Here is a 12922-nt window from a genome sequence, read left to right as displayed (position 1 = left end):
GAAAGTGGATGATCAAGCGAGAAGGACGCTATCCAGACATGATCGGCGATCGGTCCATTTCGAAATGCCTGGAACTTTCGCCAAAGTTGTCCGCGTTGAGGTCGATGATCGACAGCGGTCAGGACACACCCGCCGATTCCTGGAGAACTTCGATGCTCATCGCGACCATCGTCTTGTCGATACTGCTCGGCCTCCTGTTCATCGTGACGGGCGGGATGAAGTTGGGGAGCGTTCCACAGTCGCTGGCCATTCGCGATCATCTGGGCGTCAAGCCAGAGTTGTGGCGCGCGATCGGTTTCTGTGAGGCGGCGGGCGGCGTCGGCCTCCTCGTCGGACTCTCACTGCCGGTGCTCGGCCTGGCCGCGTCCATCGGCCTGATCGTGCTGATGATCGGCGCGATCGTCAGCAGAGTGCGGGTCGCCGACCCGGTTACGATGATCTCCGTCGACGTCCTGGTCCTGGCACTGGTGGTCGCCCTCATGACCATACGCGCGCTGGCCGCCTGACCTCCTCCAGGCGGGGACGGCCGCGTTCGCTTCGTCACAGCGCTCCGATCACCATGGCGATCAGGATCAGGGCGACAAGGGTGAAGCGGAAGGCTGCGGAAAAGGCCGGGCGCCCGTCTTTCATGAGGGGCCTTGGCACAGCATTCTTCTGGAACGCGAACTACTTGCGCACGTCATGCGTCAACCATAGGTTGACGATTGGCTATCGTCAACCTTGGATTGACGCCGGGTGGCCACTCGCGATACCTGCAAGCCGTTTCTGTCACCAAGGTCAGCTCAGCGGGCGTGCCGCTTCACCACTGGGCTCAGGGAGGATGCCCTGAAGAGATCAGTCCACTGTGGTCGCCTGAGACCACACGGCCTGCCAGCGTCCCTCGCGCAGCTCATAGCAATCGGTATGCCAGCAGGTAAGGGACAGCAGATCTCCGTGATCCGCGGAAACGTCGATCCGCGCGCGGTACCGCAGGATGGCCATCTCGTCGCTGCTGCGTACGACGATGTCCGAGACGGCCTCGAACACCTGGTAGCGAAGTTGTCCCGAAGCGATTTCGCCCAGGTACTCCGCCTTAGACAGCGCAATGCCGCGCGGAGTGATCAGCTGATAGTCATCCGCGTGCAGAACGTCCGCGACTTCCATGTCTCCCGTGACCAGTGAACGCAGGCGCTGCCGCTCGATGTCACGTATCGCCTCGGCTTGTGGCCTCATTCCGCCTCGTTTCTCCGCCTTGCCAGCCGTTCTCCGAGCCGAACGATCAAGATCCTATGGTCATGTGGGTCGAGCACGTCAGGGAGAACGCGCGCCTCCTCTGGGAAGGACTTGCCCTTCCCTAGGTGCGCGGCGCCACGTACTCGAACGACACGACGCCGAGGCGGCGCGGGTCGAGCGTCTGCCGCCAGCTACATGGCCGGGACGGTCAGTACCCGCTGGTGAGCCGTACGCCGGGGCCGATCGAGCGTGGGATGCCGACGTTGTCGACCAGGTTGCCGGTCGACGCGATGGACAGCGCGTTGCCCCTGCCCCTCCTGAACAGCAGGCCGGTCTCCTGTCTGGTGCCGTGGCCGAGGATGGTGTTGCCCGTCACGGCGGCGTGTCCTTTGCCGTAGTTCACATCGTCGAGGGCGAGGAAGACGAAGCGGGCGTCCTGTTGTGTCGTCCTCGACTGGGTCATGTTGCCGAACTTGTGGATCCGGTTGTTGGAGATCGTGGTGCCGGCTTCGCCCTGGAGGTCGCAGCGGATGCCGTAATAAGTCTGCCTCGCGGCGGCCTTGGTGCCGAAGTCCTCGATGTAGTTGTTGCGGATGGAGGTGCCGAAGCAGCGGTGGGCGTCGATGGCGTGCTTCGGCGTCGCGTACAGGTGCAGGTCGCTGAACGTCCATCCGGCCGAGTTCTCCGCGTCGACGCCGCTCTCGCCGCTGAAGCCGATCCACGAGCGCTGGAACGTCCAGTCGGTCACCGCGTTGCCGGGGTCGACCACCTTGAGGCCGGAGCCGCCCGCCCGCTCGATGTAGACGTCGCTGATCACGCTGTTGACCATGGTGTTGCGGAGCCGGGTGCCGTTCTTGGACGGGTTGCTGACGCGGATGCCGTCGCTGGGCGTGCCGAGGATGTCCACGTCATAGATCCGGCTGTCCCACGAGCGCAGCATCAGGCCCACCGTGCCGGTGTTGTGGTCGCGGTTGCCGTCCAGTGTCAGGCGCTCGATGCGTACGGGGTCGGAGCTGTACGCCTGGTCGGTGACCCAGGACTCCGAGGCCAGCATGGCGGGCAGGTTCGCGCCGTCGGCCTGCTTGATCACCGTTCCGGCCTTGGCGTCGCCCCGGTACGTCCGGCGGCCGCGGAGAGTGATGGTCCTGTTGATCAGGCACGGGCCCTTGAGCACCACCTCGTCGCCCTCCTTGGAGGCGTCGATGGCGGCCTGGATGGTCCTGGCGTCGGTGGCCGTGTTGACGCAGGTGGCGTTGACCCTTGCGGCTATGGCCGGGGCCAGCGGCTGGATCACCACCGCGCTGCCGGAGGCGGCCAGCGTCAGGGCGATGGCCCCCGCGGTCTGGCGTGAGCATGGTTGAGGCACGTGCAATCCCCTTCCGGGCATTCCGGAAATGACCTGAGGACCGCGGCGTGTGAACGTCCCCCGACGCCCCTGCGGTCTCCGGTGCCGAGCCTCATGGAAGGATCCCGATCCGCTCGGGAGAACTCCCCAGACCTGCCCGAAATTTGGTGCCTACCGGGACCGTTCCAGGCGGTGGCGGCCGTGCCTGCCGTAGGTATGAGTAGATGAAGGCGGGTGTGACTCGAGGCGCGGCACTGCGGCGGGCCGGCGGGCCGGTCAACCTGCTCACGATCTCGCGAGAAGGCCGCTCACCTCCCGGGTGAACACCTCGACGTTGTCGATCATGATGTTGTGGCCGGCGTCCGGGACGGCGATCAGCCGTACCCCGGCGGTCACCAGCTCGGCCGCCCCGATGGCTGGCTCCGGGAAACCTTGGCCGCGCTGGGTGCTTAGAACTCCTAACAGAATGATCAGCGGGTGAGGCGGCGCGAGCAGTGGTCGCGGCGGCGAGGGTCATGAAGGCCTCGTGGATGTCGTCTCGGATCTCCCAGTGGATGCGCAGGCCCTGAGTTGGCTCAATTAGTGCGCAGCGGGATCGCTGTGCACACAGTCGAGTGCTTGGTGCAGGTCGCCTGAGAGAAGGTCGGCGGCGGTAATGATGTGGTTCCGGCCTGACACTCGATCTGTGCGAACTCAGCGGCTCGGACAGCTGAGGCGGTCACCTGGGCCGGCGCGGAGAACGTCATCCGGCCTCTTGCTGGCGGTAATAGCGCGCAACGGCATGGAAAGACTCTTTGGGTTCCCAGCCAACGTCGGGATACGTCGTGCCGTGCTGGCCCCGACGGAGGGCGCGGACGATACTGAGTGCCGTGGCGTCGAGGTCGTGGCACGGGTCCTCACTGTAGGGCGCGAGCGGGAAGCTGAAGCTCATGACGAACGCCCGGTCGACGCCGACATGGTCGAGCAGCTGGAGCTGGTCGATGAGGAGCCTGGCCTGAGCCTGTTCATCTCGGTGGTGTACCGTCCGCACCCGCGGCCGGATGAGCTGCCTCAGGACTGGTACATGCATTCCCAGCAGGGACAATGGTGCCGCGTTGAAGGTGCTGAGGAATTCGGGGTCGTCGGCGTTCCGGCAGGCCGCGAACCCGAGTTCAGTGATGGCGACAGGCTTCCCTGTGGCATGGAGCCGGCTGATCTTGGCCAGGTACTGGTCGGTGGTGGAGGCTTGCTGGCGGTAATAATTGACGCCGACAACGTCGAAATGGTCCCAGTCGACTCGCTCGAACGGCAGAGCGCTGTAGCTGACCGGGCCGCTGTAGACGCGACGTACCGAGGCTTCCGCCTCCGCCAGGAATGCGCGTAGCGTGTCCTGCCGGGACAGCACAACTTCGCGGAGGCGTGGTGAACGACTGCGCTGCGCATGGCTGCGGCCTGGCACGATGCCGCGCATAAGCAGGGTGAGCTCGTTGCCGATGCTGAAGGTCAGACGGTCCGGCCGGCGTCGGAACAGCGGCTCAGCCGCGGCGGCGACCTCGGTGATGTAGCGCAGCGTGTGCTGCGGCGTGGCGTTCCACAACTCGGGGCCAAGCCACACGTTGAGGCCGATGGATGTCGCGTAGTCGGCGGCCGCCAGCAGGCGGCGGGGGGCACGGCCGCCCAGTCGCACGGCGTTGGCGTGCAGGTCGGTCCGGATGATGTCCAGTTCCCGGCGCATCAGAGCCTGTGTGTAGTCGGGCCGCCAGTTGATGGACAGCGAGCCCATCGAACGTCCGACGTCGTAGACCACCCCGCGCTGTCGAATCATCGGTGCGGCCCGTCCTGACCGGCCGCGGCCATCTTCTGGATCGCCTGGCGAGTCACCCCCAGTTCTCTGGCTAGATCGGCTTGCGAGAAGCCCTCGGCTAGCAATGCGTCGATCAGCCGGCGGCGCTGCCGGGACAGCTCCCGCGCCGCGTGGGCGTGCTCGATCGCTGCTGCGCGGACCTGCTTTAGCTCGGCGAGGAGTGCAGCGTGAGCCGCCGATTCGATGTGCTTGATCACGAGTCCATAATGACAACCAAGGGTTGTCATGACAACCAAGGGTTGTCATATGCGACATCGGGCCGCCTTATGGCCTCGTGTTAGTGCGTATATTTATCCGCCACAAGCCACGAACCTGCAGGTCACAGTGACGCGCCAGTGGAAAATCCTTGATCGTGAACCAAGTCGGGTAACAGAATGATCAGCGGGTGAGGCGGCGCCAGCAGATGATCGCGACTGCCAAGGTCATGAAGGCTTCGTGGATGCCGTCACGGACCTCCCGGCGGATCCGCAGCCTGCGGAACCAGTGCAGCAGCGCCAGGGTGAGTTCGATGACCCATCGATGCACGCCCAGCCCAGAGCCGTGTGGAGTGTTGCGGCGGCCGATGACGGGCTTGATGCCGATCCGCCAGACCAGGCGACGGCACTTGTCATGGTCGCACCCGCGGTCGGCGTACAGCTGGTTGGGGCGCGAGCGGGAGCCCGCCGCCGTCGGCGATGACATGGTGTTTCGAGCCCGGTTTAGCGCGGTCGACCGGGCTCGGTCCGGTTTTGGGCCGCCTTTGAGCGCCCTGACGTGCAAGCTGTCGATCACCGCCTTGGACCAGTCCAACTGGCCGGCCGCATGCAGTTCGACCAGGAGGAGTTGGTGTAATCGGTCCCACACTCCGGCCTGATGCCAGTCCCGCAGCCGACGCCAGCAGGTCACTACAACGACCATCATCGCCGTGAGGATGCGGCCAACTTCATTCTGTTAGCACCTCTTAGAGCGGCGAGCATGTGCCGCAGCCATCCGGCGGCATACTTGAGCGCCTGGCTGAACGCGCATGCTGGGCGAGCCAGCCGCGAAGGGGCTCGCGCCCTACGCGCCCAGCACACGTGCCTGACGATGGCCGGGCGCGGGTGGTCAGCGGGGTGAGGAGGGTGCGAGGCGGATGGTCGCCGAGTTCGCGGTGATCGACAGCACTCGTACGGTCAGCGCGCCGACCGAGCCGTTGCCGCCCGCGCTCAGCTGCGTGGACGAAGAGACGCCGGGCCCCGTCCCCTCGGCCTTTACCGTGGCGCCGATGCGCGCGATCGACAGCGTGGTGAAGCCAAGGGTGCTGGAGACGGGGAAGCTCACCGGCTTGGTGATGGTGATCTTGCATTTACCGTCAAAGCACTCGCTGACGTCGTCGTCCGTCTTCGCCACCACGGTCGCGGCCGAAGCCGGAGCCGCGGCGACGGGCGCGCCGGAGACGACGACGGTGGCGGCGGCGAGCGCCAGGCAGGTTGTGGCCATCCGATGCATGTTGTCCCTTTCGATGGTCTTCGCGAGGTCAAGCGACCCGATGTGACTGATCAGCTACCAAGGGTAGTGACGCGAAGAACGCCGAGACGCGGAAGACACGCAGCTGGAGTGCCAGCGTGGTGCAATAGCCGTCGGGTCAGCGTGGGGCGAGGCGGACGGTCGCCGACTTCTGGGTGACCGACACCCTCACGGACAGGTTGTTGATCGTCCCCCGGCCGCCCGAGCCGAGCACCACGGTCGAGGAGACGCCGGGCCCCGTACCCTGCACCTTCACCATTCCGGAACCGACTCGCGCGATGGACAGCCGGGTGAAGCCGTACCGGCTGGAGATGCGGAATTTCACCGCCTTGGTGATCGTGATCTTGCACTTCCCGTCGAAGCACGCGCGTACGTTCGGCGGCTTCGCGGCCGCGGTCGCGGCCGGAGCGGCGGCCGATGCTGGAGCGGCGAAGATGGGGACGGCGGTGATGGCGGCGAAAGCGAGTGTCAGGCAGGTTGTGGCCGTTCGATGCATGTTGTCCCTTTCGTTGATCTCAACATACGGCTCGGACGGCGCAACGGCCTAGACGCGGAAGACGCGCAGTTGGAGTGCCAGGGTGGTGTAGTAGCCGACCAGCGTGGTCAGCTCGAACACCACGCGCTCCCCCAGCCGCGCGTACTCCGCGTCGTCAAGGTCGGCCCGTGCCACCAGCGCCCTGGTGACGCCGAGCACCGCGGCCTCCTCCGGATCCGGCAGGTCCAGCGGCGCGCCGGTGCGCAGTGCCGCGAGTTCGTCGTCGGTCAGGCCGAGCCCGCGCCCGATCTCCTCGTGTACGCGCTGCTCGAAGGCGCTGTCGCAGTGGCCGGCCACGACCAGGATCGCGATCTCCCTGGCCCGGGAGCTCAGCATGGAGCGGTAACGGATCGCCGCGCCGAGCTCCTGCAGCGCGTCGCCCACCGGAGGGCTGAGCAGCATCGCGTTGAACGGGCCGATCAGTCCGCCCGCGTCGTCGAGCATCGAGGTGCCGCGCGGGCCCGCGATGATCTTCTCGTAGAGGGCCAGGGCGTCGGCGTCGAGGTGGGCGGGTGGCTTGGACGGCAGGCGTTTCACGCCAGCGATGTTAGCCAGACGGTCGTGTCGGACGGCAGGGCGCCGTCCTCCAGGGGTCCGCTGGTCAGCAGCACCCGGCCCGGCGGCAGCGGTACGGGAGCCGTGCCGAGGTTGGACACGCAGGTCAGGCCGGACTCCCGGGTGAAGGCCAGGACGTCCGGTCCCATCGTGAGCCACGTGAGCGTGCCGTCGCCGAGGAGGTCGCGGCGGTGGGCGAGCGCGGTGCGGTAGAGGTTGAGCATCGAGCCTAGGTCGGCCGACTGGGCCTCGGCCGTGACCTTGCGCCAGCTCTCGGGCTGCGGCAGCCAGGTGGGAGCCTCACCAGAGCCGAAGCCGAACGGCGGCTCGTCGCCCGCCCACGGGAGCGGCACCCGGCAGCCGTCCCGGCCCCGGTTGGTGCCGCCCGAGCGGTGGTACATGGGGTCCTGGCGCTGCTCGTCGGGCAGATCCTCGACCTCCGGCAGGCCGAGCTCCTCGCCCTGGTAGACGTACACGCTGCCGGGCAGCGCCATGGCCAGCAGGGCCGCCGCCCTGGCCCGGCGGTGGCCGAGCTCCGGGTCGGAGGGCATGCCGTGCAGGCGCCCGCCGTGCGCGAACGTCGTGTCCGCCCGGCCGTACCTGGTCACCGGGCGGGTGACGTCGTGGTTGGACAGGACCCAGGTCGGCGGGGCGCCGACCGGCGCGTGCGTGGTCAGCGTGAGGTCGATGACCCGGCGCAGTTCGGCGGGCTCCCACGGGCAGGCCAGGAAGTCGAAGTTGAAGGCGGTGTGCAGCTCGTCGGGACGCAGGTAGCGGGTGAAGCGTTCCTGGTCGGGCAGCCACACCTCGCCGATCAGCACCCGGTCGCCGTACTCGTCGGCGACCTCGCGCCAGCGCCGGTAGACCTCGTGCACCTCGTCGAGGTCCTCGTACGAGGTGTCCGACTTGAACAGCAGGGCCGCCGAGTCGATCCGGAAGCCGTCGACGCCGCGCTCGAACCAGAAGCGCAGCACGTCCTCGAACTCGCGGTGGACCGCCGGATTGTCCCAGTTGAAGTCCGGCTGTTCTGGGGCGAAGAGGTGCAGGTACCACTGTCCGTCGGCGACCTGCGTCCAGGCGGGTCCGCCGAAGATCGACTGCCAGTCGTTCGGCTCGTCGCGGAACCAGAACCGGTCCCTGGCCTCGCGGTCGGTCAGCGCCTCCTGGAACCAGGCGCTCGCCGTGGAGCTGTGGTTCGGCACCACGTCGATGATGACCTTGATGTCGAGCTCGTGCGCCTCCTGGATGAACGTCTCCGCCTCGGCCAGCGTGCCGAACACCGGCTCGATGCCCCGGTAGTCGGCCACGTCGTAGCCGCCGTCGGCCATCGGCGACGGGTACCACGGGTTCAGCCAGATGGCGTCGATGCCGAGATCCTTCAGGTACGGCAGGCGTGAGCGCAGCCCGGCGAGGTCGCCGATGCCGTCACCGTTGCCGTCGGCGAAGCTGCGCAGGTAGACCTGGTAGATCGCGGCCCCCCGCCACCACGTTTGCGACATGCGCTATCCCTTAATGCTCCCGGCGGTGAGGCCCGCCATGATGTGCCGTTGGAAGATGAAGAAAACGATGATCATCGGGATACTGGAGATGACCAGGCCGCCCATGATCTGGTTCTGGCTCACCGCGCCGGCGGTCTGCGACAGGCCGACGCTGACCGTCATGTTCTCGCTGTCGGTCATGACCAGCAGCGGGAGCAGGAAGTCCTTGAAGGCGGTGACGATGGTGAAGATGGAGACCACGCCGAGGATCGGCCTGGAGATCGGCAGGATCACCGACCACAGGACCCGCAGCGGTCCGGCGCCGTCGATCTGGGCCGCCTCGACCAGTTCCCGTGGGATGGAGTCGAAGAAGCGCTTGAGCAGGAAGATGTTGAATCCGTTGGCCGCCGCGGGGAACCACAGGCCCCAGGCGTTGTTCAGCAGGTGCAGGTCGACGATCGTGACGTACAGCGGGATGATCACCACCATCGGCGGGATCATCAACGTGGCCAGCATCGCGCCCAGCACCACGTTCCCGAACATCGGCCGGAGCTTCGACAGCGCGTACGCCGCCGCGACGTCCACGGCCATGGAGAACAGCCAGGCACCCAGCGCGTAGAACGCGGTGTTCTTCAGCAGTACGCCGATGTCGAACAGGTCCCACGCCTCGATGAAGGCGTCGAACGTGGGATGGGCGGGGAGCAGGGTCGGCGGCATCTGGGCGATCTCCTCGCCCGTCTTCATGGCGCCGGTGATCATCCAGTAGAGCGGGAAGACGAAGACCAGGGTGGAGCCGGTCACGACCGCGATCAGGACGGTCCAGTAGATGCGCCGTCCCCATCGGCTGTTGAGTTGGTGCGGCGAGACGATGGTCCTGAACTGCACCTCGATGCGCTTGGGCGCTCTCTTCTCCCGCCGCGTCCCGGTAGCCGACGCCCGGGCACCGACGGAGATCATGCTTTGTCCTCCCGAGTGAGCCGGAGCTGGAAGGCCGCGAAGGCGAGGAGCACGATCATCAGCATCATGCCGAGCGCGCCGCCCGCGCCGTAGTCCTGGAGCGTGAACGCGAACTGGTACATCTGGAAGGCGACGGTCATCGTGGCGTCCTCCGGGCCGCCGCCGGTGAGCATGTACGGCTCGATGAACACCTGCATGGTGGCCACGACCTGCAGCATCAGCATGAGCAGCAGGATCAGCCGGGTCTGCGGGATGGTGACGTGCCTGATCCGCTTGAAGATGCCGGCCCCGTCGAGCTCGGCCGCCTCGTACAGCTCGGGCGGGATGTTCTGCAGCGCGGCCAGGTAGATCAGGGTCGCGCTGCCCATGTTCATCCAGGTCGCGACGATGACCAGGGAGATCAGCGCGGTCGAGGAGGAGTCGAGCCAGGCCAGCGCCGGCAGGTGGAAGAAGTCGAGCAGCTGGTTGAACAGCCCGGGCCCGGGATCGAAGAACCACCTGAACAGCAGCACCGCGACGATGGGCGGCAGCATGACCGGCAGGTAGACCACGAACCGCAGGTAGGCCCGGGCGTGGCGCAACTCGTTGAGCACCAGCGCCATGACGAACGGCACGGCGTAGCCGCAGAGCAGGGCGAGTGCCGTGAACTCCACGGTGTTCAGCCACGCCTTGCCGAACGCCGGGTTCTGGACGACGGTCAGGAAGTTGTCCAGTCCCACCCAGGTGGGCGGGTTGACCAGGGTGGTCTTCTGGAAGCTGAGGACGAACTCCCTGATCATCGGGTACCACGCGAACACCGCGAAGCACGCCAGCGCCGCGCACAGGAACCCGTAGGCCGTCAGATTGCGCCTGAGGACACGCATTCAGGTCAGCCCTTGGTCGCCAGCATCGAGTTGGCCTTGGTCTCGGCGTCGGAGAGCAGGCTGTCGATGTTGGCGTCCTGGCGGCTCAGCACGCCCGACATGGCCACGTCGAGAATGGCGTACAGCTCCTGGGCGTGCACCGGCTCGGCCTTCGGCGGAATGGTGGCGGCGGCGTCCACGTACGGCTGGTAGTTCGCGACCGGCAGCGTGGCGTTCGCCGTGCGGTCCTGCTTGATCGCCTTGCCGGTGGCCGAGTCGCCGTAGACGTCGTTGTCGGGTACGCCGACGGGGTTGCCGAGCGTCTTGCCGCGGGCGAAGTCGAACCGGCCCTTGCCCGCGGTGTTGAAGCGGAAGTCGACCCACTCCAGTCCGGCCTTGGCCTCGGCGGGGGTGGCCTTCGGGTTGATCATGTACGCCTCGCCGCCGCTCAGCGATGCCTTGGCCTCGGGGAAACCGGTGATGCCGTAGTCGGCGACGCTGCCCTTGAACTTGTTGACGACGTCGGTGACCACGTCGGGCGCGCCGAGCATCATGCCGACCTTGCCGCTGCCCATCGCCATCATCAGCGACTCCCAGCCGACCAGGAGCTTGTTGCCCATGCTGTTGTCGACCCAGCGCATGTCGTGCAGGTTCTGCAGCACGGCCTTGCCCTCGGGCGAGTTGAACGCGGCCTTCTTGCCGTCGTCGGTCACCATGCTGCCGCCCCGGCCGTAGATGGCCTGGGTGAAGTGCCAGCCGCCGGTGTTGCCGCCGGAGTATTCGCCGTAGCCGACATATCCGGCGCCGAGTCCGGCGATCTTCTTGGCCGCCTCGCGGACCTCGGCCCACGTCTTGGGCGGGGTGTTCGGGTCGAGCCCGGCCTTGGTGAACAGCGCGCGGTTGTAGACCAGGCCCACGCCGTAGTGCACGTTCGGCACGCCGTACACCTTGCCGTCCTTGGTGACCAGCTGCCTGACGTCGGGGCGCAGGTCGTTCCAGTTCTTGATCTCGCTGGTGTACGGGGTGATGTCCAGCGCCTGGCCCTGGCCGATCACGTCGTTGTAGTTCGTCACGGGCACCACGAAGACGGTCTCCATCTGGCCACCCGCCAGCTTGGGCCCGAACGTCTTGGGGTCGTAACACGGCTGCTGGTCCGTGCTCTTCACCGTCACGCCGGGGTGCGCCTTCATGAACGTGGCCACGTCGTCGTCCCAAGCCTGCCGCTCCTTGGGCGCGGACTTCGCCGGCTGGCAGGCCACCGTGATCGACACCGGGGCGGCTCCGCCCGCCGTCGACTTGGCGGGCTCGCCCGAACCACAGGCCGTGGCGGACAGGCCGAGAACGGTGACGACTAACAGTCCTGTGGATTTCTGCATGGGCTGACCCTTCTAATGCGAGGTGCCCACACCATAGGTTCGCCGACCGATCTCCGCAATATTACGACTGTGTATTGCAAGATAACGACTGGATCACAGTAGGTCGCGTTCAGCGACCTACTGCAGGTTGCGGGGTTCAGCGCCTACGCCTTGCGTGCGGTGGACGCGCGTACGACCAGCTCCGGCTCGAACAGCAGCTCGTCGGCGGGGACCACGGCCTTGTCGATCTGGGCGACCAGCAGGTCCACGGCGGCCCGGCCCATCGCGTCGATCGGCTGGCGGACCGTGGTCAGGGGCGGGTCGGTGCAGTTCATCAGCGCCGAGTCGTCGAAGCCGATGACCGACACGTCGGCCGGCACGGCCAGCCCGGCGCGCCGGGCGGCCCGGACGGTGCCGAGCGCGAGCAGGTCGCTGGCGCAGATCACGCCGCTCACGCCCCGCCTGACCAGCCTCGCGGCCGCCGCGTGCCCGCCCTCCAGCGAGAACATCGTGTGCTCGACCAGCTCGGGATCGCCCCCACCGGCGAGGAACGTCTCCAGCTTGCGCCGCGACGGCATGTGGTCCTTCGGCCCGAGCACCATGCCGACGCGCTCGTGACCGAGCGCCCGCAGGTGGGCCAGGGCCATCTCGGCGGCCACGATGTCGTCGCACGACACCTGGGGGAAGTCGAGATGGGCGACGGCCGCGTTGACCAGGACCGTGGGCAGCTTGCGCTCGTGCAGCAGCGCGTAATGGGCGTGCGAGGCGTCGGCCTGCGCGTAGTGGCCCCCGGCGAAGACCACGCCGCTGACCTGCTGCTGGAGCAGCAGATCGACGTAGTCGGCCTCGGAGACGCCGCCGACCGTCCTGGTGCAGAGCACCGAGGTGAAGCCCTGCTGGGCCAGCGCCCCGCCGACCACCTCGGCGAACGCGGGGAAGATGGGGTTCTGCAGCTCGGGCAGCACCAGGCCGACCAGCCGGGCCCGGTCGCCGCGCAGCTGGGTGGGGCGCTCGTAGCCGAGGACGTCGAGCGCGGTCAGCACGGCCTCGCGGGTCGCCTCGGACACCCCGGGCTTACCGTTGAGCACGCGGCTCACGGTCGCCTCGCTCACCCCGACCTTCTTGGCCACCTCTGCGAGTCGTCGTGTCATGCGCAAACTATAAGGCCGATCACGCAAGCACTTGCAACCGCTTACGTGGATCCGACGTACGCTGCTTGCGGCCGGTCGCCGCCGATATTCAGCGCTTCTAACGCTCTGACCAGCCGTCTCGGTGGGTAGAAGCCTGCACTTGCCAGTCAATTCTTTGCGAAATG

At 67.0% G+C, this 12922-nt stretch carries 13 protein-coding genes and 1 pseudogene; 1 reads left to right on the top strand and 13 read right to left on the bottom strand.

Annotated elements, in window-relative coordinates:
- Nucleotides 1-38: 38 nt before the first annotated feature.
- Nucleotides 39-506, top strand: coding sequence for a DoxX family protein (locus tag ACGFJ2_RS09180; RefSeq protein ID WP_393466387.1), 468 nt, complete (start codon nucleotides 39-41; stop codon nucleotides 504-506).
- 328 nt (nucleotides 507-834) lie between these two features.
- On the opposite strand, the gene ACGFJ2_RS09175 is transcribed toward ACGFJ2_RS09180, so the two are convergent.
- The 13 genes and pseudogenes from ACGFJ2_RS09175 to ACGFJ2_RS09115 form a co-directional block, all read right to left on the bottom strand.
- A complete protein-coding gene (locus tag ACGFJ2_RS09175; RefSeq protein WP_357942422.1) occupies nucleotides 835-1212 on the bottom strand; it encodes a nuclear transport factor 2 family protein in 378 nt (125 codons plus the stop codon).
- A 208-nt stretch (nucleotides 1213-1420) separates the two neighbouring features.
- Entirely contained in the window at nucleotides 1421-2578 is a 1158-nt protein-coding gene (locus ACGFJ2_RS09170) for a hypothetical protein (RefSeq protein ID WP_393466383.1), read from the bottom strand.
- A gap of 721 nt (nucleotides 2579-3299) precedes the next feature.
- Entirely contained in the window at nucleotides 3300-4343 is a 1044-nt protein-coding gene (locus ACGFJ2_RS09165) for a hypothetical protein (protein ID WP_358177881.1), read from the bottom strand.
- 14 nt (nucleotides 4344-4357) lie between these two features.
- The gene (locus tag ACGFJ2_RS09160; protein ID WP_357942416.1) at nucleotides 4358-4597 is read right to left on the bottom strand and encodes a TrfB-related DNA-binding protein; all 240 of its coding nucleotides are present in this window, start codon (nucleotides 4595-4597) and stop codon (nucleotides 4358-4360) included.
- 181 nt (nucleotides 4598-4778) lie between these two features.
- Nucleotides 4779-5285, bottom strand: a pseudogene (locus tag ACGFJ2_RS09155) (IS5/IS1182 family transposase); the annotation flags it as partial.
- Nucleotides 5286-5483: 198 nt separating this feature from the next.
- Nucleotides 5484-5858 carry a hypothetical protein gene (locus ACGFJ2_RS09150; RefSeq protein ID WP_393466380.1) on the bottom strand — a complete coding sequence of 125 codons (375 nt, stop codon included), beginning with the start codon at nucleotides 5856-5858 and terminating at the stop codon, nucleotides 5484-5486.
- Between the two features lie 145 nt (nucleotides 5859-6003).
- On the bottom strand, nucleotides 6004-6381 hold the full coding sequence (locus ACGFJ2_RS09145) for a hypothetical protein (RefSeq protein WP_357942412.1): 378 nt from the start codon (nucleotides 6379-6381) through the stop codon (nucleotides 6004-6006).
- A 48-nt stretch (nucleotides 6382-6429) separates the two neighbouring features.
- Nucleotides 6430-6957 (bottom strand): carboxymuconolactone decarboxylase family protein, encoded by a 528-nt coding sequence (locus ACGFJ2_RS09140; RefSeq protein ID WP_393466377.1) that lies wholly within the window; start codon nucleotides 6955-6957, stop codon nucleotides 6430-6432.
- Complete coding sequence (locus ACGFJ2_RS09135; RefSeq protein WP_393466374.1) at nucleotides 6954-8474, bottom strand: glycoside hydrolase family 13 protein; 1521 nt, start codon at nucleotides 8472-8474, stop codon at nucleotides 6954-6956. Before ACGFJ2_RS09135 ends, ACGFJ2_RS09140 begins: the two co-directional genes overlap by 4 nt.
- A 3-nt stretch (nucleotides 8475-8477) precedes the next feature.
- A complete protein-coding gene (locus tag ACGFJ2_RS09130; protein WP_393466371.1) occupies nucleotides 8478-9410 on the bottom strand; it encodes a carbohydrate ABC transporter permease in 933 nt (310 codons plus the stop codon).
- Nucleotides 9407-10273, bottom strand: a complete 867-nt coding sequence (locus ACGFJ2_RS09125; RefSeq protein WP_358177871.1) for a sugar ABC transporter permease — start codon at nucleotides 10271-10273, stop codon at nucleotides 9407-9409. Before ACGFJ2_RS09125 ends, ACGFJ2_RS09130 begins: the two co-directional genes overlap by 4 nt.
- Before the next feature lie 5 nt (nucleotides 10274-10278).
- Complete coding sequence (locus ACGFJ2_RS09120) at nucleotides 10279-11628, bottom strand: extracellular solute-binding protein (protein WP_357942402.1); 1350 nt, start codon at nucleotides 11626-11628, stop codon at nucleotides 10279-10281.
- A gap of 143 nt (nucleotides 11629-11771) precedes the next feature.
- Nucleotides 11772-12758, bottom strand: a complete 987-nt coding sequence (locus ACGFJ2_RS09115; protein ID WP_357942400.1) for a LacI family DNA-binding transcriptional regulator — start codon at nucleotides 12756-12758, stop codon at nucleotides 11772-11774.
- Between the last annotated feature and the right edge of the window lie 164 nt (nucleotides 12759-12922).

The sequence above is a fragment of the Nonomuraea sp. NPDC049028 genome, assembly GCF_043197735.1.
Taxonomy (GTDB): domain Bacteria; phylum Actinomycetota; class Actinomycetes; order Streptosporangiales; family Streptosporangiaceae; genus Nonomuraea.
This window is presented reverse-complemented; position numbering and strand designations above follow the sequence as displayed.